Raw genomic sequence first — 19,985 nt, 5'->3', positions numbered from 1 at the left:
CTCGACGGTCGGGGCAGGATGCGGGACCCGATCAGCGCTGTCCCTCGAACGCCGAGTAGCCGCCGAACCAGGTCACGTCGGCACCCGGGTGGAGCGCCTCGTAGCCGCCGCCCGTCTGGACGCCGCCCTTCGGGGTGGCCTGGGTGGCAGCGCTGTCGACCACGGGGACGACGGTGATGCCACCCTTGGAGTTGTCGAGCACGAACAGCGTGTTGATGCTGCCGGAGGCGAGCTGCAGCTTGGCGGTGCCCTCGGTGTTCTTGTCGCGGCCGGTCAGGTCGAGCGTCCAGCTCCCGGAGCCGACGGCGGCGTAGCCCGAGGCGCTTCCGTAGGAGGCGTCCTTGGCGATGACCGTGCCGGTCGAGGTCTGGACGTCGACGGTCTTGGAGACCGTGGCGGCCTGCACGAGGCGGACGCGCGACGAGTTCGCGGCGGCGGGCGTCAGGTCGTCCTCGAAGACCGTGGTCTTGAGGGCGTCGTTCTTGCCGTAGACCACGACCGTGATGGGCTTGCCGGCGGCGACCGTGATCGAGGCGCCGATGATCGGCTTCGACGTGGCCGCTGCTCCGGCCGCCGTCATGGAGACGGCGTAGCGACCGGCGGGCAGCTGCTTGTAGGGGCTGACCTGGCCGTAGGTGACGTTGTCGAGCTCGTAGACGGTCTGGCCGCCGGAGAACTTCGTCAGGCGCACGTCGACGGACTTGGTGTCGGGCGACAGGTGGCCGACGCGGACCCAGCCGTTGCCGGGGGCCGTCGCGGCGTTCGCGGACGGTCCCGCGAAGAGGCCGATGGCTCCGGCGAGGACGACGCTGAGGCAGACGACGATCCCGAGGACGAGCTTCCGGGGGATGCCCCCTCGGGCGGACTTGTCGGTGGTGTGAAGGGAGGTCACGGTGGTTCCTTTCCGTTCGGGCGGTGTGGAGGTGGGGGGTGCGGGTGTCAGCCGAGGAGGCCGGTGGGTTCGGCGGCGGGGAACGTGACGACGGTCCCTGCCCCGGTCTTCTCGACGCTCGCGGGTGCGTAGGTGTCGCCGACGGCGTCGAGCCAGCCCGTGAGGGAGGCTCCCGGCTCACCGGCCGCTTTCGCGATCGTGAGCTGGCGGTAGGGCTGCGAGGCCTCGCCGTCGAGCGCGGTGAAGTCGGAGACGGTCACGGAGCCGGTGCCGAGGAGCTGGCCCAGGACCACGAGCATCCTGCTGTCGACCCGACCGTCGCGGAGCGCGGTCGTGACCTGGCTGGACGCGACGAGGTTGGGGTTGGCCGCGAGCTGGGCTCCGGCGTCGGCCCGGGCCGCCGCTTCGGTCTTGGCAGCCGCTGTCGCGGCCGCCTCGCCCTCGGGGTGGATCTGCCGGACGTCGACCTGCTGCGTCCCGGTTCCCCAGGTCGCGACGACGGTCGAGTTCGCGATGGCGGCCTGGACGTCGGGCGAGCCCGAGGCGGAGGTTCGGATCGAGTCCGTCGTGACGACGTAGTCGGAGTCCTTCCACCCGTTGGGCGACTGGGCCTGGACCGCGCCGTCGGTGTCGATCTTGTAGAACCAGATGACGTTGTCGCGGGCGAAGCCGTCCCTGACCAGGTCGACCCACATGGAGTCGTCGACGAGAAGGCGGGAGTCGTGGGGCACGTTCTGGTCGATCCACCGCTCGGCGCTGACCATCGGCTGGTCCTGGTTCGACAGGAGGAAGCCTCGGAGCTGGATCGTCCAGAGAGGCACGATCGCGGCGATGGCGAGAGCCGTGAGGGCGAGCCACGCCGTCGCTCCGACGCGGTTGAGGGTCGTGGTGACCCTGCCGCCGAGCCGGGCTCGGTAGGCCTTGACCGCGCTGTCCCCGGCCGCGGCGATGAGCAGCGCGCCGAAGGGCAGCAGCATGATCACGTACGGCACCGGCACGTAGCTGTTCGGGCGGAACATCACGGCGATCGCGAACACCATCAGCGCGGCGATCGGCCGGGTGCGACGGAAGAACAGCCCCACCAGGGCGGCGAGGACCGACAGGACGATGAAGACCTGGTCGAGCTGCCACCACTGCGAGACGACCCGGAAGAACAGGCTCTGCGTGTCGAAGATCGACCCGCTCGCCTGGCGCGTCCCGAGCTGGAACGACAGGCCGCCGATGAGGCTCGTGTGGCCCTTGCCGGGGAGGAACTCGCCGCGCACGATCGAGAACACGACGTAGCCCATGCCCACCAGCGCCAGGACGGCACCGGAGGTGGCGAGCGTGTAGCGCCTCGTCGAGCGGTCGGAGTTGCGGATCATCGTCCACGCGAGGAACGGCAGCGCCAGCAGGAACGTCTCCTTGGAGAGCACGGCGACACCGAACGCGAACGAGCTGCCGATGAAGCCGGCGAGCTGGTTGCGGCGGCTGAGCGCCAGGAGGAAGGCCAGCAGGAGCCACGGCACGGCCACGTTGTCGAGGTACACCGTGCGGTGGAACTGCACGGCGAGGGGCGACACTCCGAAGACGAACGAGGCGACGGCCGCGGCCGGACGGGACAGCCCCATCCTGCGTCCCAGGAGCCAGACCAGGAGGACCGAGACGAGGGCGAAGAAGACCATCGACTCGCGACCGGCCATGACGGCCTGGTCGTAGCGCCCGAAAGCACCCGTCAGGCCGGTGTAGCCGGCGATCTGGATCCAGCCGAGCGGCGGGTGGTCGTACCAGTAGGTGTAGTGGGTGAGCTCGCCGAGGTGACCGAGGGCGTAGGCCTGGGCAGTGTAGGTCCCCTCGTCGTCGATGCGCTGAGGCGCACCGGTCATGTTGAGCCGCTGCACGATGCCGGCGATGGCCAGCACGGGCAGGAACCAGACGAGGCTGTTCCCGTGGCGCCGCAGCCACGATCCGACGCGGTGGGGCCGGCGCGGCACGACGGGCCGCTGGGGCTCGTCCGAGACGGCCGGACGCTCGATGGGGCGTGCTTCGGGACGGGTCGTGGTCGTCGTCATCGCTCCTCCCCCGAGACCATGGCGAAGGCGCCCTCGGGCTGCGCGGCGCGCGCGGAGCCGATCGGGATGACGTTGTCGGCGGTCTCCTCCGCGTCGCGGTGGGCACCGGTGTGCTCGGTCTTCTCCCACCCGTTCTGGTTGCGCAGCTGGCGGTAGACGGCGCGCACGGCTGCGAGCGCCAGGAACACCTGGTAGGGGATGAGACCCCAGACGAGGCGGAAGTAGTCGCGGGCGCGCACCTTCGTCCCGTAGGTCCGTCCGAACTCGGCGAGACCCGTGAACTCGACCGCCAGGAGCACCAGGGTCGGCGCGAGCGGGATGAACGAGATGAGCGCGACGCCGGTCGGCACCTTGATGGTGAACATCAGCAGGATCGAGATGGGGATCAGGAGCCCCGTGATGGCCTGGATGAACGGCATCGTGAGGAGGTAGCGGGCGTAGAAGCGCTGACGCATGGTCGGCAGCTTCCGCCACTCGCCCTTGCCGAGCACCTGCATGAAGCCCTGGTTCCACCGCGTGCGCTGCTTGAGCAGCGACATGAAGGTGCCGGGGGTCTCCTCGCGGGTGACGACCTCGGGGCTGTAGGCGACGACGACGTTCGCGCCGACGCTCGAGAGTCGGACACCGAGCTCGCAGTCCTCCGCGAGGCAGTCGGCGTCCCAGCCGGCCGACCAGTCGAGCCGCTCCTTGGTGACGAAGACGGTGTTGCCGCCGAGAGGGATGAACTTCGACTTGGCGTGGAAGTGGAGGCGCGAACGGAACCAGAAGTAGTACTCGAGGACGTTGCGGAGGCTCCACCAGCTCGACTGGAAGTTCATCAGCTGCACGCCGCCCTGAACCACGTCGGCGTCGGTCTCGGTGAACTTCGAGTCGACGAGCGTCAGGAGGCGCGGGTGGACCTCGTCCTCGGCGTCGAACACGCCGACGATTTCGCCGCGAGCGCTCTTCAACGCGAGGTTGAGGGCCTTCGGCTTGTTCTTGGGCTCGGTGTCGTCGACGATCACGCGGATCAGGTCGGGGTGACGAGCGGCGGCCTCGCGAGCGACGCGATCGGTGCCCGGGTCGTCGTGACCGACGATCGCGATGATCTCGAAGTCGGGGTGGTCCTGGAGCGCGAGGCGGTCGAGGGTCTGGCCCATGACCTCCTCCTCGTGGCGCCCGGGGACGAGAAGGGTGAAGGAGTGGCGCGCGGGCAGCGGGTCGTCCGTGCGGAACTGCGTGCCGGCGAGGTTGTCGCGCGACCGCCAGGCGTGGAGCATCCACCAGAGCGTGCTGACGGCGACGGCCGTGAGCAGGAGCGACACGATGACGAGGGCGGAGTACCCGACCCACTCGATGGGTGTCCAGGCGGGGAGGTGGAAGCCGGGGGCGGCGTTCTGCACGGTCTCGACGACGCCGCGGTTGGGCGCGACGGAGCCGTCGGTGGGTGCCTGAGGGGTGAGAAGGGGAGCTGGCTCCCCCGCTGCCCACAGAGAGGCGGTGGTTTGCGTCGGGTCAGACGACACAGGATCACACTCCTTCGGGGAAGTTGGTGGTCGGGTGGATGCTCGCCCCGTCGGGTGACCGGAGCGCAGGCACGTGACTCATTCGGGGGCCAGACGGGACCGGATTGGATTTCCTCCCCGCTCTGTGCGGTTTGCCAGGTTGACGACACACAGCGTTCACATCGGGACCCGACACCCCGCGTTCAGCCCGCCGAGAGGACCGCGACGCCCATGCCGCGTAGCGTGGGAGCCATGGAATTCAGATACCTCGGCAACTCCGGCCTCAAGATCTCCGAGATCACCTACGGAAACTGGCTCACCCACGCCTCGCAGGTCGAGAACGACGTCGCGACGCAGTGCGTCCGCGCCGCGCTCGACAACGGCATCTCCACCTTCGACACGGCCGACGCCTACGCGAACACGGCGGCCGAGAAGGTCCTCGGCGACGCGCTCGCCGGCGAGCGGCGCGAGTCGCTGGAGATCTTCACCAAGGTCTACTGGCCGACCGGTCCGCGCGGGCACAACGACGTGGGCCTCAGCCGCAAGCACATCCTGGAGTCGATCGACGGGTCGCTCACGCGCCTCGGCACCGACTACGTCGACCTCTACCAGGCGCACCGCTTCGACTCCGAGACGCCGCTCGAGGAGACGATGCAGGCGTTCGCCGACGTCGTCCGCCAGGGCAAGGCCCTCTACATCGGGGTCTCCGAGTGGAGCGCCTCCCAGATCCAGAAGGGGCACGCCCTGGCCGAGAAGCTGGGCATCCAGCTCATCTCGAACCAGCCGCAGTACTCCCTCCTCTGGCGGGTCATCGAGGAGGAGGTCGTGCCGGCCAGCCGCCAGTACGGTCTCTCGCAGATCGTCTGGTCGCCGATCGCGCAGGGCGTCCTGTCGGGCAAGTACAAGCCGGGTCAGCCGCTGCCCGCGGGCAGCCGCGCCACCGACGAGAAGGGCGGCGCCACCACGATCAAGCGCTTCCTCACCGACGAGGTCCTCACGGGTGTCGCGCAGCTCGAGCCCATCGCCCGAGACCTCGGGATGTCGATGGCGCAGCTCGCGGTCGCATGGGTCCTGCAGAACGACAACGTGGCCTCCGCCATCATCGGGGCCTCGCGTCCGGAGCAGGTCGCCGACAACGTCAAGGCCGCGGGCGTGACGCTGCCCGCGGAGGTCCTTCAGAAGATCGACGCCGCGGTGGGCCACCTCGCCGAGCGCGACTCCTCGAAGACGGTCTCCCCGGAGTCCCGGCCCGCCTGACGCCGCGTCGTATTACCCCGTTGTTCATCCCGCGTGCGCGGGAATAGACCTCGAGTCGATACGATTGCATTCAACCGTAGGTCGGTGACATGACATCGACCTCGTGCAGACCCTCAACCACTCACCCTCTTGGAGACACCATGGCCATCACCACCTCATCCATCCCCGGCTACGTCGCGGGCACCTGGAACCTCGACCCCACCCACTCGGAGGTCTCGTTCAGCGTCCGCCACCTCGCGATCTCGAAGGTCAAGGGCACGTTCGAGAAGTTCGACGTCACCCTCACCACGGGCGAGTCCATCGTCGACAGCACCGTCAAGGCGTCCATCGACATCGCGTCGATCAACACCAACCAGAAGGACCGCGACAACCACCTCCGCACGGGCGACTTCTTCGCCGCGGACGAGCACCCCACCATCGAGTTCGTCTCGACCAAGGTCACCGAGGACGGCGACGACCTCCTCATCGACGGCGACCTGACCCTCCGCGGCGTCACGAAGCCCGTTCAGCTCAAGGCCGAGTTCGGCGGCATCGTCACCGACGGCTACGGACAGACCAAGGCCGGCTTCTCCGCCAAGACCAAGATCGACCGCACCGAGTTCGGCGTCAACTGGAACGCCGCCCTCGAGGCCGGCGGCTTCACCCTCGGCAACGACGTCACGATCGACCTCGAGGTCCAGGTCGTCCTCGCCCAGTAATCCCGCGCGACCCCCGAGGGGCCCGGTGCCGAGAGGCTCCGGGCCCCTCCGTCGTCCCACGCTCCTCCACCGTCACGGCCACGACTTCGCCGCCCCGACGTGCTCGCCCACCCAGTCGATCAGGGGCTCGACGGCCGTCCAGGCGTGCCGGATCTCGTCCGGCGACGCGTCGACGGGGAGCGTCCTCAGCGCCGCGTAGTGCTTGAGGCGGAGGAGTTCGATCTGCGGATGCTCGCGGTCGTATCCGCGCGGGGCGGTCTTCAGGGACGGACCGGCCATCTCGAATCCTGCGGACACGAGCGCGTCGACGATCTCGGACAGTCTCGAGGCGGCGGTGGGGACGGCGTCGAGGGCGGCCCGTCCGCGAGCCAGCTGGTCGCGACTGGGCTCGTAGAGGCCGCCACCGACCTCGAGGTGCTGGGCGGAGAGGCTGAGGTAGACGCCCCCGACCGAGCCGGCCCAGAGGCTGGCGCTCGTCTTGTACGGCGATTTGTCGGCGCTGAACCGGACGTCGCGGTTCGGCCGCATCACGCGACCGGGGCCGTAGGCGGGCTCCGCCTCGCCCAGCAGATCCTCCAGGGGCTGCCGCACCGCCTCCTCGTACTCCTGGCGGTGAGCGTCGAAGAACCGCTTGGAGTTGTCCTTCGCGAGCGCGGCCAGGAACCCGCTCGCGCCCGTGCCGAACCCGGTGAACGTCATGCGCTCACTCTGGCCCCTTTTCGGCGGATCGTTCCGGATCGCTCCGCGCGGGTCACGTCGTCGCAGTGCGGCGGCGCTCCCGACCGAAGAGCCGACGCCGCAGGACCTCCCTCTCGGCGAGCGCCCAGACCCCGCTCGTGAGGAGATACAGGGCTGCGGCGAGCGGGGCCACAGCGGCGAAGAGCACGGTGACGAACGGCAGGAGCCGCGCGAGTCGCCGGGCCGCGACTCCTGCCCCCTCGCCGTCGACGGAGAGCCATCGCAGACCGGCGCGGCGGCTCGCCTCGACGACGACGGCGAGCGCGGCCAGAACGGCGAGGGGCACGAGGACGTGCGGCAGCGCCGCCACGACGTTCGCGCCGAGAACGGCACCGAACAGCGTGTGGGAGAGGAGCGCGTTGGCGTGCCCGGCGATCGCCTGGTGCGAGAAGAGCGAGTAGACCGCCGAGACGACGGGAAGCTGCAGGAGGCTCGGGCCGACGCCCGCCAGGGGCGAGACACCCTCGTCGCGGTGCAGTCGCTGCGTCTCCTCCGCCAGGCGGACGGGATCGCCGGAGTGCCGACGCCGGATCGCGGCGATGGCGGGTGCGAGACGGCGCCGAGCCACCTCGGCCCGCACCTGCGAGACGGCGACGGGGAGGAGGACGAGGCGGACGCCCAGGGTGAGGGCGACGACCGCCGCGGCGGTGGCGGAGGCCCCCGCCCACGGGGCGAAGAGGGCGGCGAGATCGGTGACGAGCCGGGCGAGGCCCTCGAGGAGGGCGGCGGCGGGTGGAAGGTCGAAGGGGTTCACGGGGGTTCTCTCGGTCGGAGCGGTCGGGGTCGTCTGACCGCCGTCGCCCGACCGCCCGCTAGGAAGCGGTGCCGGGACGCGTGAGGGCGGTCCGGGCCCGCCGCCCGGGCGCCCGCGAGCGCACGTGTCCCGCCGCGTCGGGGTCGCTCTGCACGATCCGCGTCGGCAACTCGATGCGTTCGGCCTCGCCGAAGGGACTCGACGGAGCCCCGGTGACCGCCGGGGTCGAGACGACGCGCGCCGCGACCACCATCGCCGCCAGGCCCGCGACTCCCACCGCGCCGACGAGGACGAGAGCGAGCGGTGCCCCCGAAGTCGGGACGACCGAGATCGGCGCGCCCACGAGGCGCGCGACGAGATCGAGAAGGAGGAGCACGCCTCGACGCTAGCAGGAGCCGCGCGACGGGTAGGCTCCGCTTCGAGCGGAACCACCGGGGAACACCCGCGGCGACTCGGCGGTTCCCCCTGCAGAGCGGGAGCGCCCCCGCCCGCCGCCGCTTCGACAAGGAACGACTGATGACCGACTGGATCGCCCTCCTCCGCACCGCCCACAGCGAGTTCACCGCCCGTGTCGACGCCGTCACCGACTGGGAGGCCCCCACGCCGGACACCGAGTGGTCGGTGCGCGACCTGGTCGCGCACGTGACCGAGGAGCAGCAGTGGGTGCCGCTCCTCCTTTCGGGGAAGACGCCCGCGGACTGCACCCTGGCCCCGCTGGGGGACGACCTGGCGGCGGAGTGGCGGCGGCTGTCGGCCGAGGCGCTGACGGCGTGGGAGGCAGCCGATCTCAAAGGGGACGTCCACCTGTCGAGCGACACGGTCCCCGCGTCGGAGTACCTCACCGAGCAGGTCGGCGACGTGACGATCCACAGCTGGGACCTCGCTCGCGCCACCGGCACCGACGAGTCGCTCGACGACTCCCTGGTGAGCGCCGTGTGGACCGTCTTCGAACCGCAGGCGGACGTCCTGCAGGCCAGCGGTCTCTACGCGGCCGCGGTCGCGGTCCCGGACGACGCGCCCCTCCGCATCCGGCTGCTCGCCCTCACCGGGCGCGACGCCGCCTGACCCGGAGCTCGCGGCGCGGCCGGCCGTACCGGGGCGCCCCTCGGCACTCGACCAGCAGCGCATGGTTGGCTTCTGCCATGACGACCGACGACGACCGTCCCTGGCTGAGCAGCTACGCCGACGGGGTCCCCCACGACATCCCGGCCGCGACGGCGACCCTCGTCGATCTGATCGACGACGCCGTCCACCGGTACCGCTCGCACGTCGCCCTGCAGTTCTTCGGCCGTGAGACGACGTACTCCGACCTCGGTGGCCGGATCGCCCGGGCCGCGGAGGGCCTCCGCCGGATCGGGGTCGGACCGGGCGACCGCGTCGCGCTCCTGCTTCCCAACAGCCCGCAGCACGTCGTCGCCTTCTACGCGGTGCTCCGCCTGGGCGCCGTCGTCGTCGAGCACAACCCGCTCTACACCGACCGCGAGCTGCGGCACCTCTTCGAGGACCACGGCGCGACCGTCGCGATCGCGTGGGACAAACTGGCCGACCGCCTGGCGACGATGCCCCTCGACATCCGCTTCGAGAAGGTCGTCACCGTCGATCTGACCCGCGAGATGCCCCTGTCGACGCGCACCGCGCTGCGTCTTCCCGTCAAGCGGGCCCGGGAGTCGCGGGCCGCGCTCACGGCCGCGCCCACGAGGGTCTCCCGCGGCTCGATCCCCTGGGAGAGCCTCGTCTCGGGCCGACGCCTGGCGAAGCGGCACCCGCGGCCCGACGTCGACGACATCGCGCTGCTCCAGTACACGAGCGGGACGACGGGGCTGCCCAAGGGCGCGATCCTCTCGCATCGCAATCTCCGGAGCAACGTCGACCAGGGGCGCGCCTGGGTCCCCGGCCTCCGGGACGGGCAGGAGACCGTGTACGGCGTGCTGCCGTTCTTCCACGCCTACGGCCTCACCCTCTGCCTCACCTTCGCGATGCGCATCGGCGCCCGTCTCGTCCTCTTCCCGAAGTTCGACGTCGACCTCGTCCTCGCGGCGAGCCGGAAACGACCGCCGACGTTCCTGCCCGCCGTGCCGCCCATCTACGAGCGCCTCGCCGAGGCCGCACGGGCCCGAGGCGTCGACCTGAGCTCGTGCCGGATCGGGATCTCCGGAGCGATGAACCTGCCCCAGCGCGTCGAGGACGCCTGGGAGGCGGTGACGGGCGGGATCCTCGTGGAGGGCTTCGGCCTCACCGAGACGTCGCCCATCGCGCTCGGCAACCCGGTGGGGCCGACCAGGCGGCCCGGCACGGTCGGCGTCCCGTTCCCTTCCACCGCCGCCCGCGTGGTCGATCGGGATGACCCCTCCGTGGCGGTCGCTCCCGGCGAGCCGGGCGAACTGCTCGTCCGCGGGCCGCAGGTGTTCCAGGGCTACTGGCGGCGGCCGGACGAGACCGCGGCCGTCTTCCTCGAAGGCGGCTGGTTCCGCACCGGCGACATCGTCACGATGAGCGACGACGGCTTCGTGACGATCGTCGACCGGATCAAGGAGCTCATCGTCACGGGCGGCTTCAACGTGGCGCCGTCGGAGGTCGAGGAGGTCGTCCTCGGGGTCCGGGGCGTCCGCGAGGCCGCCGTCGTGGGGATCCCCCGGCCGGGCGGCGGCGAGGACGTCACGGCGGTCGTGGTGCTCGCCGAGGGTGCGACGCTCGACGAGGCCGCAGCTCGCGAGCACTGCCGGGCCCACCTCGCCGCCTACAAGGTGCCGCGCCGCATTCTGGTGGTCGACGAGCTTCCGAAGACCCTGATCGGGAAGGTTCAGCGGCGCGCGATCCGCGACCGCCTGATCGCCGAGGCGTCCTGACGGAGCCCTGTAATATATTTAATTGACTTAATAAATCTCTTCTTCTAGCGTGGTGCCACCACCCGTTCGAAGGAGCCAGTCAATGAAGATCACACCCCGAGTCGCCGCCCTGACGGCCGTCGCCCTCACGTCCGGGGCTTTCGTCGTGGGCATCGACTCGGCGGTCGCTCCGGCCGCCGAGGCGGCCTGTTACACGAACCTGACCGAGACGCGCGCCTACAACGCCTCCTGCCGACCGAAGGCCCGGCACTGGGTCGTCTCCCGGTCGAGCGGCACGCACTACGGGGCTTTCGTCGCTCCCGGCGGGTGGTCGACCCAGAAGGTCTGCTACACGAACGTCGCCTCCCGGGGCGTGAGCGTTCAGGGAGCCTGACCGTGCTGCCACGGCCCTCGGCCGTGATCGGGTCGGCCTTCGCCGGCGTCGCCGCTCTCTCGCTGGCAGGATGCTCGTCCCTTTCCGCCACGGCAGGGCCGTCACGGCCTCCGGCGACGTCGGCCGGCGCGTTCAGCGGTCCGTGGGCCGATGAGTTCGCCGACGCTCTCGGGCGCACCACGTCGCCCAAGCAGCGCGCCATCCTCGCGGACGGCGTCGTCTCCTCCGCGGAATACGCGGAAGCCCACGCCGACGTCACGGCCTGCCTCGCCGACTCCGGCTACTCGATCTCCTACCGCGACGGCGGCGGATTCGATGTGCAGCGCACGACCGGTTCGACGCCGGACTCCGAGTCCGAGCGGCTGAACTCGCGCGTGGAGGCCTGCGAACGGGAGTACGACACCGACATCTCGTTCCTCTACGAGACCACGACGCGGAATCCCGACAACGTGGACACCCGTCCGGCCGTCGTCGGCTGCCTCGTGCGCGAGCGGCTGGTTCCTTCCGGGTACACGGTGCGCGATTTCGATGCCGACAACCGGGACTTCTCGTTTCCCTTCGACCAGTTCGACCCCCGGGGAGAGGCCTGTCTCACCGACCCCTGGGGCTTCTGGGCGAGTTCGTCGTCGTGATCCGTCTCCGCGAACTCGCGACACCGTCGGTGGGCCTCATCGCAGTCCTCGCCTGCGGAGCGCTCGGGGCGGCTATCGCGCTGGCGACGACGAGCCAGCCGACACCGTCGTCCCTCGAGTCCATCCCCGTCTCCGGTTCGGTTCCGACCTCGACTCGTACGTTCGACGACGCACGCTCCGTGGAGGTCGTGGTCGAACGGGGCCCGGATCGTCACGTGACGAGCCGGAAGGGCGGCTGGGTTACAGCGTCGGGCTGCGCCCCGGGAGCAGTGCTCACGTCCGGCACCCGGATCGCGTCCGTCGACGGGATGCCTCTGCTCGGCCTGGCCACGTCCGAGCCGCTCTGGCGCGACCTCGCCGCCGGTGACTCCGGCGACGACGTCCGTTCCCTGCAGAGCGAACTCTCCCGGCTCGGGTATCCCGTCCGGGCCGACGGGGTCGTCGGCCCGGAGACGATCCAGGCCTTCGCAGCCGTCTGGCAGACGATCGAGCCACGAGGGCTCATCCGGACGACGGTCGCATCCGAGTCGATCGCGTGGCTGCCGACTTCGACCGTGACGGCCTCGACCTGCGACGCTCCGATCGGGGCGAGAGTGGAGCCCGGCGACGCGCTGGCCACTCTGCCGCCCGCGGCCACGCGAGCGACCCTCGGGGCGATGCCCGACGATCTCGCGGCGGGTGAACGGCAGCTCGTCGTCGGCGACCTCCGAATCGACGTCGACGAGGGCGGCGTCGTCTCCGACGAGTCGTCGCTGGCGGAGCTCGCGACGATCGCGGACGGCTCCCTCGGCACGGAGGGCGTCCCCCCGGCCACCATCGCCGCGCGCCTCGTCCTCACGCATCCGGCGCGGGTCGTCGTCGTCCCGCCGTCATCCCTCTACGGCGTCGAGGGCACGCGCGCGTGCGTCTCGTCGGAGGGCGGGGCGATCCGAGTGACGATCGTCGCCTCCGAACTCGGCCAGACCCTCGTGATTCCCGACGGCGACACGCCACTGCCCGGGGTCTCCCTCGACGAGTCGGCGCGGCGACCATGCGCGTGACCTCGCAGGGCCTGGGCCACGCGTTTCCGGGTCGACCCGCGCTCTTCCGCTCGCTCGACCTCGATCTGAGGCCCGGGACGGTGACGGCCGTCACCGGGCCCAGCGGTTCGGGCAAGTCGACGCTCCTCTGCCTCCTCGCCGGCTGGCTCACCCCCTCGGAGGGGCTTCTCCGGCGAGAGGGCATCGATCGGATCGGCTGGGTCCTCCAGAATCCCCACGGTGTCGCCCGCCGGTCGGCGATCGACCATGTCGCGCTTCCCTTCCTCGCACGGGGGCGGAGTCGACGGAGGGCGGAGGCCGAGGCACGACGACTGCTCGTCGACTTCGGTCTGCTGGAGGTCGCCGATCGGCCGTTCCGCGAGTTGTCGAGCGGTGAGGCCCAGCGTCTCCTGCTGGCGCGCGGCCTGGCAGCCGATCCCGATCTGCTCCTCGTGGACGAGCCCACGGCGCAACTCGATTCGTCGACGGCCGAGACCGTCTCTTCGACCATCGGCTCCCTCGCTGCGGAAGACACCATCGTCGTCGTCACGACCCACGATCAGCGGGCGCGCGACGCGTGCACGCACCACCTCGATCTGGGCGCGTCCGTCTGATGGTGCGACGACGAGGCACGATGCGCCTGGCGGCAGTGCTCGACGAGGTACGACGCGACGTGACATCCGGGACGACGCGGGCGCTCCTCCTGGGGGTCGTCTTCGGCACCGCGATGACGGCCACCATCGCCCTGTCGCTCGGCGACGCCGTCCGCGTGATCGCCGACGGTCAGCGGTTCCGCGACTCCGGCGCATCGACGATGGTCCTCACCGCGGCGGGACGCATCGCGGGTGACGCGTGCGACCACCTCCGCTCGCTCCCCTCCGCACGAGCTGCGGGCGCCGTCCGCGCTGCGCCATCGGACACTGTCGCGTCCGCACTCGTGTCGAACCCGATTCCCTCCAAGGAGATCACCCCCGGCTTCCGGGGTCTGATCGGCGCCCCGGTCAGCGGCTCACGCCCGGGGCTTCTCGTCTCCGAGGACGTCGCTCGGACTCTGGGCCTCGCAACCGGCGACCCCCTGCCGACGGCCACCTCGCCGGCCTCGGTTGCGGGAGTCTTCGCCGTGCCCGACGACGGCCGACAGGGCGATCTGTCCTTCTCCCTCCTCCTGCCCCAGACGACCGGCGACACCCGTCCCTACGATCAGTGCTGGGTCGAGTTCTGGCCCCCCGATCCCGCGAGCTCCGCCCTTCTCCGGACGAGCCTCGTCGCGGGCGGCGGCGACTCCGATCGACCGACGCTCCGGGCACTCAACACCCGATGGGGTCGAGAATTCGACGGTTCGTCGGAGCTCGCGGCAGGACTCGGTGCCCGAGCCCCTCTGATCGCCCTCGTCACGGGTGGCTCGCTCGGATGGGCGGCGGTGCGGCGGCGGCGTCTGGAGCTGGCGTCGCGCTGCACGCCGGGGTCACTCGGACCACGCTCGCGCTCGGCCAGAGTCTCCAGGCGATGGTGTGGATCGCCGCCGGGAGCGCGCTCGCGGCGCCGACGCTCGTCGCGCTCGGATCGGGATCCGGAAGTGCGAACACCGCTGCGCTGCTCGCCTGGGGCGGTCTCTGCACCGTGACCGGAGTGCTGGCGGCCGTGTCGGGAACGCTTTTCGGCGTCCTCGCCACCCGCGAGCGGCACCTCTTCCGCTACTTCAAAGACCGATGACGGCGGTCATCCGCGGGCCCGCTCGCACGGCCCGGGGCGCGTCAGGCGACGCCGAGGCGCGCGCGCCGGGCGCGAGCGGCCTTCGCGGCCGCGGGCTCGGCGCCGAGGATCGCCTCGATGCCGTCGAGCATGATCTGCGCCGGCTGCCTCGTCGGCAGTTCGAGCGGCCCGAGACGGGGAGCCTCGAGACCGAGCAGCTCGCGGAAGCGCGGCGACAGCGTTCCCACGGCCCCGTTGAACAGCACCGGGTAGCCGACCCGGAGGACGGGGAAGAGCGGCGGCCGCTTGAGGAACCGCACCACGTCGTCGGTCCGAGCCGAGCGCTCCAGCACGCCGCGCTCGTCGAACGAGCGGAGCTGGGCCTTCATCTCGGCGACCGACCGGGGCGGATCCTCGACGCCCATCAGCTCTCCCGCGATCGCCCACTCGCGCACGTAGGCGTCGGGCCCGCCGGGGATGTCGGCGCCCCAGGCCAACGCGGCCTCGAGGAACGAGTCGGCGAACGCCATGTGGACCCACGCCAGCAGGTCGGGGTCGTTGGCGCGGTAGTCGTGCTCGCGGCCGTGACCGTCGACGTAGCTGCCGACGACCTTCTCATGGAGGCGGAGGACCCAGTCGGACGCGTGGCGAGCCGCCTCCTGGGAGCCGTAGGAGACGGTGAAGATCCAGCGGATCGTCCCGGCGAGGCGACCGAGCGGATCCTCCCGATAGCGCGAGTGGTCGTGGACCCCGGCGAGGGCTCCCGGGTGCAGCGCCTGCACGAGGAGAGCGCGGACACCCGCGGGGATCGTCGACATGCCACCGTGGACCGCCCAGACGGCGGAGCCGGGGCCGAAGAAGCCCGGGTCGTCGCCCTTCTCCAGGTCTTGCACCCACTGCGGGATGCCCGTGCTCTGGCCGTTGAAGGTGTACTGGAGACGGGCGCGGATCGGCTCCGTGATGGCAGGCATCCTTCGATTGAATGCCAGCCACCTGGGGAATTACTTCCCGTGCGCCTCGAGAGAGACGGGCTGCCACTCGTTCCAGGTCGCGAGACGCGACTCGTAGTCCTTCGTAGCGATCTCGAGCGGTGCGCGGCCGAAGAAGATGCGCAGGGGCGGCTGCTCCGCGTCGACGACCTTCAGGATGGCGCCGCGGGTGGCCGTGGGGTCGCCCGGGTCGTTGGCGGACGGGCGCTTCGCGGCCTCTTCGCGGACGGCCGCGTAGGCCTCGAGCTCCTCGCTGCGCGACGCCGAGGGTCCTGACCAGTCCGTGGAGAACCCGCCGGGCTCGATGAGGGTGACGTCGATCCCGAATCCCTTGACCTCCTGCGACAGCGACTGCGAGAAGCCCTCGAGCGCCCACTTGGAGGCGTGGTAGGCGCCGACGGTCGGGAAGGCGCTGATGCCGCCGATGCTCGACACCTGGATGATGTGGCCCGAGCCCTGCTCGCGCATGATCGGCAGGGCCGCCTGGGTGACCCAGAGGGCGCCGAAGAGGTTGGTCTCGAGCTGCGCGCGGACCTCGTCCTCGGTCAGCTCCTCGATCATGCCGAAGTGGCCGTACCCGGCGTTGTTGACGACGACGTCGAGGTGGCCGAAGTTCTCCGCGGCCTTCTTCACGGCGTCGATGTCGGCCGCGCGATCGGTGACGTCGAGCTGGAGGGGCAGGATGCGGTCGCCGTACTTCTCGACCAGGGCGTCGAGCGTCTCGACCTTGCGCGCCGTGGCGGCGACGCTGTCGCCGCGCTCGAGGGCGGCTTCCGCCCACTCGCGGCCGAAGCCCTTCGACGCTCCCGTGATGAACCAGACCTTGCTCACTGTGTGTCCTTTCGATCGGTGATCCACCAGGGAGTCAACTCCCCGGCCGACCGGCGGTCTTCAGCGGGATTGTCCCCCGAACCTCTTAGAGTGGTCGAGTGACCATCGACAGCGCCCGTCCCTGGCTTGACTCCTACGCTCCCGGTATCCCCCACGACATCGGGGAGGTGAAGGGCTCGCTGATCGACCTCGTCCGCGACACCGCCGCGAAATACCCGCAGGCGACCGCCCTCGAGTACTTCGGTGCCGAGACGAGCTACGCCGACCTCGTCGAGCAGGTGCAGCGGGCGGCCGAGGGGCTCCGGAGGCTCGGGGTGAAGAAGGGCGACACGGTCGCCCTGATCCTGCCGAACTGCCCGCAGCACGTGGTGGCGTTCTACGCCGTGCTGCGTCTCGGCGGCATCGTCGTCGAGCACAACCCGCTCTACACGCCCCGCGAGCTCCGCCACCAGTTCGAGGACCACGGTGCCCGCGTGGCGATCGCGTGGGACAAGACCGTGGCCACCCTTCAGGCCTTCCCCGACGAGGTGCCCCTCGACGCGATCGTCTCGATCGACGTCACCAAGGCCATGCCCCTTCTCATGCGCGCTCAGCTCCGCCTGCCGGTGAAGCGCGCCCGGGAGTCGCGCGACCGTCTCACGACGACGGTCTCCGGCACCACCCCCTGGGAGAAGGTCGCGTCCTCGCCGCGCATCGACGCCGCGCACCCGCGCCCGGAGACGGGCGACCTCGCCCTCATCCAGTACACGAGCGGCACGACGGGCTCCCCCAAGGGCGCCATGCTCACGCACGCCAACCTGATGGCGAACGCCGCCCAGTGCCAGGCCTGGATCCCCCAGATCAAGGAGGGGTCGAGCGTCGTCTACGCCGTTCTACCGATGTTCCACGCCTACGGCCTCACCCTCTGCCTCACGTTCGCTATGCGCATGGGCGCCCGGCTGGTCCTGTTCCCGGCGTTCGAGCCGTCGCTCGTCCTCGCGGCGATGAAGAAGCACCCGCCGACGTTCCTCCCGGCCGTCCCGCCGATCTATCAGCGCCTGCAGCGGGCGGCCGACGACGCGGGCGTGAGCCTCGAGGGCATCGAGATCGCCATCTCGGGCGCGATGCCGCTGTCGGCCTCCGTGGTGGAGCCCTGGGAGGAGCGCTCGGGCGGCTGGCTGATCGAGGGCTACGGTCTCAGCGAGACGTCGCCCGTCCTCATCGCCAACCCGGTCGCCGACAGTCGTCGCGCGGGAGCCGTCGGGCTCCCCCTGCCGAGCACCGAGTGCCGGGTCGTCGACCCCGACGAGCCGACCCGCGACGTCGAGCCGGGCTCCGCCGGCGAGCTCCTCGTCCGCGGTCCTCAGGTCTTCAGCGGCTACTACGGGCGCCCCGACGAGACCGCCGAGGTGTTCGTCGACGACTGGTTCCGCACGGGCGACATCGTCACCATCGACGACACGGGCTTCGTCACGATCGTCGACCGCATCAAGGACCTCATCATCACGGGCGGTTTCAACGTGTCGCCGAGCGAGGTCGAGGACACCCTGCGCCGCTTCGAGGGCGTCGAGGAAGTCGCCGTCGTCGGCCTGCCGAGCCCGTCGGGCGAGCAGGTCGTCGCCGCCGTCGTCGTGGAGAAGGGCGCCGAGCTCGACCAGGCGGCCCTCCGTGACTTCGCGCGCGACAACCTCGCCGCCTACAAGGTCCCGCGCCGGATCGTCGAGGTCGACGACCTCCCGAAGTCGCTCATCGGCAAGGTGATCCGCCGCAAGGTCAAGGAGCAGCTCAGCGCGAAGAAGTGACGCCGTCGCCCGTCAGGGCGCGAGGTCGGGCAGCTCGTGGATCCCGAACTCGTGCCGCAGGGCGCTGCGGGCCGCGTAGGCCCCACCGAGTCCGTGCACGCTCGGGCCGGGAGGCGCGGACGACGACCCGAGGTAGACGCCCCGGAGCGGTGTCCGCCACGGCTCGACCGAGAGGGTCGGTCTCGCGACGAGCTGAGCCACGCTGGGTGCTCCCGAGGCGATGTCCCCGCCGATGTAGTTCGGGTCGTAGTTCTCCAGGTCCTTCGCGGTCCGTGTCGACGAGGCCAGGATCGTGTCGCGGAATCCGGGCGCGTAGCCCTCGATCCTGCGGATGATCGCCTCGGTCTGATCGACGTCGGAGTCGCGGGGCACGTGCGTGTAGGCCCAGAGGACCGCCTTGCCCTCGGGAGCCCTGGACGGGTCGACGACCCCCGGCTGAACGGCGAGGACGTACGGGTCGGCGCTGTGGCGCCCCGCGGCGACGTCCCGCTCCGCGGCCGCGACCTCGGCTCTGGTGCCGCCCACGTGGACGGTGGGGGTGCGTCGGACCTCGTCGTTGGCCCACGGCACCGGCTCGGACAGGGCGAAGTCGACCTTCGAGGCGGCGTTGCCGTAGCGGAAGCGGCGGAGGGCCCGGGCGTAGGCGGGGGGCAGCCGATCGCCCGCGATGTCCGCGAGAGCGCGCGCGGTCACGTCGAAGACGACGGCCCGGGCGCCGGCGACCTCGTCGAGCGAGGTCACCTCGACGCCGGTCTCGATGACGCCGCCGTGCTCCACGACGTCGCGGGCCATCGCGTCGACGATGCTCTGGCTCCCGCCCTCGGGCAGCGGCCAGCCGCGGGCGTGACCGTGGACGGCGAGAGCGAGGCCGGCCGCGGCGGCCGACATGCTCGGCATCGGGCGGATGGCGTGAGCCATGACGCCGGCGAGCAGCGCGGGGGCCTCCTCGGCCTTCCAGCGCTCGTTCCACCACGGCATGCCCTGGTCGATCGCCGCCAGGCCGAAGGTCGCGAGGGCGGCCGGATGGCGCGGGAGCTGAAGGAGCGGCGACAGGGTGAACTGTGCGACCTCGTCGTCGCGGCGCACCAGCGCCTCCAGGAGGGAGCGCCAGGCGGGGCCGTCGACGCCGAGGTCCGCCACCGTCCGGTCGAGATCGCGGTGGGCGACCGCGGCGCGACCCCCCGGGAGCGGATGCGCGTAGGAGACGTCGGGCGTCAGCATCCGGATCCGGCGGTCGAGCCCGAATCGCCGGAAGAAGCCGGAGACGGCCCCCATCGGGTGGACCGCCGAACAGACGTCGTGCCGGAACCCCGGCAGGGTCAGCTCGGCGGTTCGGGCGCCGCCGCCGAGGGTGTCGCTGCGCTCGAGGACCCGCACGGAGAGGCCCGCGCGTGCCAGGACTACGGCGGCCGCCAGACCGTTGGGGCCGGCGCCGACGACGATGGCGTCGTCCGTCACGAGAAGCTCCGGATGACGTCGCGTCGGGAGGCGGGGGCCTGGCTCATGGTTCTCCTCGGGCGATCTCGACGGGTGGTGCGGATTCCGGATGTTTCACGCTAGTCCTCCGCCGCCGGGATGCCCTGAGTGACGGTGGGTGACGGTACTCTCTGACACATGGGATCCCTCATCTACGGTTCGACCTCCATCCAGATCGAGTTCGAAGACCGGACCCTCGAGCACCTCCAGATCGTCATCGCGACGAAGCTGCGGCGCCGGGAGTCGTTCTTCTTCTCCTGGCGCGACCCGCAGAAGGTCGGCGACGGCCGGTCCAGCCTCTGGATGGATCCCGCGATCCCCCTCTACTTCAAGTACGCCGGCGGTCGCGTGCCGTCCATCAGCCGTTCCTGGCTGGCAGAGCTCACCGCAAGCGCCAACAGCTCCAGCGGACTCGTGCTCTCCGAGGAGCCCGCGCTCGACAACAGCGTCAAGCCCTAGCCGGGCAGGGTCC

General features: G+C 70.9%; 20 protein-coding genes. 11 read left to right on the top strand and 9 right to left on the bottom strand.

Annotated features, from left to right (window positions below; all coding sequences use genetic code 11):
• Nucleotides 1-31: 31 nt before the first annotated feature.
• From AS850_RS04675 to AS850_RS04665, 3 genes are read right to left on the bottom strand one after another with little or no spacing between them, the layout of a single operon-like run.
• A complete protein-coding gene (locus tag AS850_RS04675) occupies nucleotides 32-892 on the bottom strand; it encodes a DUF4397 domain-containing protein (RefSeq protein ID WP_164088386.1) in 861 nt (286 codons plus the stop codon).
• A gap of 47 nt (nucleotides 893-939) precedes the next feature.
• A complete protein-coding gene (locus AS850_RS04670) occupies nucleotides 940-2,943 on the bottom strand; it encodes an ArnT family glycosyltransferase (protein ID WP_119868079.1) in 2,004 nt (667 codons plus the stop codon).
• On the bottom strand, nucleotides 2,940-4,448 hold the full coding sequence (locus AS850_RS04665) for a glycosyltransferase (protein ID WP_236940823.1): 1,509 nt from the start codon (nucleotides 4,446-4,448) through the stop codon (nucleotides 2,940-2,942). The genes AS850_RS04670 and AS850_RS04665 overlap by 4 nt, the downstream gene beginning before the upstream one ends.
• Nucleotides 4,449-4,679: 231 nt before the next feature.
• On the opposite strand from AS850_RS04665, the gene AS850_RS04660 reads away from it, so the two are divergent.
• Entirely contained in the window at nucleotides 4,680-5,684 is a 1,005-nt protein-coding gene (locus AS850_RS04660; RefSeq protein ID WP_119868078.1) for an aldo/keto reductase family protein, read from the top strand.
• 140 nt (nucleotides 5,685-5,824) lie between these two features.
• Complete coding sequence (locus tag AS850_RS04655) at nucleotides 5,825-6,382, top strand: YceI family protein (RefSeq protein WP_119868077.1); 558 nt, start codon at nucleotides 5,825-5,827, stop codon at nucleotides 6,380-6,382.
• A gap of 72 nt (nucleotides 6,383-6,454) precedes the next feature.
• Here AS850_RS04655 and AS850_RS04650 read toward each other — a convergent pair whose 3' ends face one another.
• The 3 genes from AS850_RS04650 to AS850_RS04640 are packed head-to-tail and all read right to left on the bottom strand — an operon-like array spanning nucleotide 6,455 to nucleotide 8,250.
• Nucleotides 6,455-7,081, bottom strand: a complete 627-nt coding sequence (locus AS850_RS04650; RefSeq protein ID WP_119868076.1) for a DUF2461 domain-containing protein — start codon at nucleotides 7,079-7,081, stop codon at nucleotides 6,455-6,457.
• Nucleotides 7,082-7,133: 52 nt separating this feature from the next.
• The gene (gene yidC / locus AS850_RS04645) at nucleotides 7,134-7,874 is read right to left on the bottom strand and encodes a membrane protein insertase YidC (protein ID WP_119868075.1); all 741 of its coding nucleotides are present in this window, start codon (nucleotides 7,872-7,874) and stop codon (nucleotides 7,134-7,136) included.
• Between the two features lie 58 nt (nucleotides 7,875-7,932).
• The gene (locus tag AS850_RS04640) at nucleotides 7,933-8,250 is read right to left on the bottom strand and encodes a DUF6412 domain-containing protein (protein ID WP_119868074.1); all 318 of its coding nucleotides are present in this window, start codon (nucleotides 8,248-8,250) and stop codon (nucleotides 7,933-7,935) included.
• Nucleotides 8,251-8,390: 140 nt separating this feature from the next.
• Between AS850_RS04640 and AS850_RS04635 the strand changes: the two genes are divergently transcribed.
• From AS850_RS04635 to AS850_RS16255, 7 genes are all read left to right on the top strand, one after another.
• Nucleotides 8,391-8,939: a TIGR03086 family metal-binding protein gene (locus tag AS850_RS04635; protein ID WP_119868073.1), complete on the top strand. Its 549-nt coding sequence runs from the start codon at nucleotides 8,391-8,393 to the stop codon at nucleotides 8,937-8,939.
• Between the two features lie 77 nt (nucleotides 8,940-9,016).
• Nucleotides 9,017-10,720, top strand: coding sequence for a long-chain-fatty-acid--CoA ligase (locus tag AS850_RS04630; protein ID WP_119868072.1), 1,704 nt, complete (start codon nucleotides 9,017-9,019; stop codon nucleotides 10,718-10,720).
• A gap of 82 nt (nucleotides 10,721-10,802) precedes the next feature.
• A complete protein-coding gene (locus AS850_RS04625) occupies nucleotides 10,803-11,093 on the top strand; it encodes a hypothetical protein (protein WP_119868071.1) in 291 nt (96 codons plus the stop codon).
• 2 nt (nucleotides 11,094-11,095) lie between these two features.
• Nucleotides 11,096-11,725 carry a hypothetical protein gene (locus tag AS850_RS04620; protein ID WP_123955447.1) on the top strand — a complete coding sequence of 210 codons (630 nt, stop codon included), beginning with the start codon at nucleotides 11,096-11,098 and terminating at the stop codon, nucleotides 11,723-11,725.
• A complete protein-coding gene (locus AS850_RS04615) occupies nucleotides 11,722-12,765 on the top strand; it encodes a peptidoglycan-binding domain-containing protein (RefSeq protein WP_119868069.1) in 1,044 nt (347 codons plus the stop codon). Before AS850_RS04620 ends, AS850_RS04615 begins: the two co-directional genes overlap by 4 nt.
• Nucleotides 12,756-13,358, top strand: coding sequence for an ATP-binding cassette domain-containing protein (locus AS850_RS04610; protein ID WP_119868068.1), 603 nt, complete (start codon nucleotides 12,756-12,758; stop codon nucleotides 13,356-13,358). The genes AS850_RS04615 and AS850_RS04610 overlap by 10 nt, the downstream gene beginning before the upstream one ends.
• Before the next feature lie 892 nt (nucleotides 13,359-14,250).
• Nucleotides 14,251-14,457 (top strand): hypothetical protein, encoded by a 207-nt coding sequence (locus tag AS850_RS16255; RefSeq protein ID WP_123955446.1) that lies wholly within the window; start codon nucleotides 14,251-14,253, stop codon nucleotides 14,455-14,457.
• Nucleotides 14,458-14,498: 41 nt separating this feature from the next.
• Here the strand turns inward: AS850_RS16255 and AS850_RS04600 are convergent, their stop codons facing one another.
• Both AS850_RS04600 and AS850_RS04595 read right to left on the bottom strand, forming a co-directional pair.
• The gene (locus AS850_RS04600) at nucleotides 14,499-15,407 is read right to left on the bottom strand and encodes an oxygenase MpaB family protein (protein ID WP_119868066.1); all 909 of its coding nucleotides are present in this window, start codon (nucleotides 15,405-15,407) and stop codon (nucleotides 14,499-14,501) included.
• A gap of 30 nt (nucleotides 15,408-15,437) precedes the next feature.
• Complete coding sequence (locus tag AS850_RS04595) at nucleotides 15,438-16,256, bottom strand: SDR family oxidoreductase (protein ID WP_119868065.1); 819 nt, start codon at nucleotides 16,254-16,256, stop codon at nucleotides 15,438-15,440.
• Between the two features lie 98 nt (nucleotides 16,257-16,354).
• On the opposite strand from AS850_RS04595, the gene AS850_RS04590 reads away from it, so the two are divergent.
• Entirely contained in the window at nucleotides 16,355-18,037 is a 1,683-nt protein-coding gene (locus tag AS850_RS04590; RefSeq protein ID WP_119868064.1) for a long-chain-fatty-acid--CoA ligase, read from the top strand.
• Between the two features lie 12 nt (nucleotides 18,038-18,049).
• Here the strand turns inward: AS850_RS04590 and AS850_RS04585 are convergent, their stop codons facing one another.
• Nucleotides 18,050-19,495 carry a phytoene desaturase family protein gene (locus tag AS850_RS04585; protein WP_119868063.1) on the bottom strand — a complete coding sequence of 482 codons (1,446 nt, stop codon included), beginning with the start codon at nucleotides 19,493-19,495 and terminating at the stop codon, nucleotides 18,050-18,052.
• Between the two features lie 156 nt (nucleotides 19,496-19,651).
• Here AS850_RS04585 and AS850_RS04580 point away from each other — a divergent pair, with 156 nt between their 5' ends.
• The gene (locus AS850_RS04580; RefSeq protein WP_119868062.1) at nucleotides 19,652-19,972 is read left to right on the top strand and encodes a DUF7882 family protein; all 321 of its coding nucleotides are present in this window, start codon (nucleotides 19,652-19,654) and stop codon (nucleotides 19,970-19,972) included.
• The last annotated feature ends 13 nt before the right edge of the window (nucleotides 19,973-19,985 follow it).

The organism is Frondihabitans sp. 762G35 (assembly GCF_002074055.1).
Lineage (GTDB): Bacteria > Actinomycetota > Actinomycetes > Actinomycetales > Microbacteriaceae > Frondihabitans.
Note: the sequence above shows the minus strand (reverse complement) of the source record. Positions and strands in the feature narration are given on the sequence as shown.

Excerpts from the sequence above, each read along its gene's own strand:
- AS850_RS04635 (WP_119868073.1), top strand. The coding sequence starts at position 8,391 with ATGACCGACTGGATCGCCCTCCTCCGCACCGCCCACAGCGAGTTCACC.
- AS850_RS04660 (WP_119868078.1), top strand. The coding sequence starts at position 4,680 with ATGGAATTCAGATACCTCGGCAACTCCGGCCTCAAGATCTCCGAGATC.
- AS850_RS04670 (WP_119868079.1), bottom strand. The coding sequence starts at position 2,943 with ATGACGACGACCACGACCCGTCCCGAAGCACGCCCCATCGAGCGTCCG.
- AS850_RS04625 (WP_119868071.1), top strand. The coding sequence starts at position 10,803 with ATGAAGATCACACCCCGAGTCGCCGCCCTGACGGCCGTCGCCCTCACG.
- AS850_RS16255 (WP_123955446.1), top strand. The coding sequence starts at position 14,251 with ATGGTGTGGATCGCCGCCGGGAGCGCGCTCGCGGCGCCGACGCTCGTC.
- AS850_RS04650 (WP_119868076.1), bottom strand. The coding sequence starts at position 7,081 with ATGACGTTCACCGGGTTCGGCACGGGCGCGAGCGGGTTCCTGGCCGCG.
- AS850_RS04630 (WP_119868072.1), top strand. The coding sequence starts at position 9,017 with ATGACGACCGACGACGACCGTCCCTGGCTGAGCAGCTACGCCGACGGG.
- AS850_RS04580 (WP_119868062.1), top strand. The coding sequence starts at position 19,652 with ATGGGATCCCTCATCTACGGTTCGACCTCCATCCAGATCGAGTTCGAA.
- AS850_RS04655 (WP_119868077.1), top strand. The coding sequence starts at position 5,825 with ATGGCCATCACCACCTCATCCATCCCCGGCTACGTCGCGGGCACCTGG.
- AS850_RS04600 (WP_119868066.1), bottom strand. The coding sequence starts at position 15,407 with ATGCCTGCCATCACGGAGCCGATCCGCGCCCGTCTCCAGTACACCTTC.
- AS850_RS04610 (WP_119868068.1), top strand. The coding sequence starts at position 12,756 with ATGCGCGTGACCTCGCAGGGCCTGGGCCACGCGTTTCCGGGTCGACCC.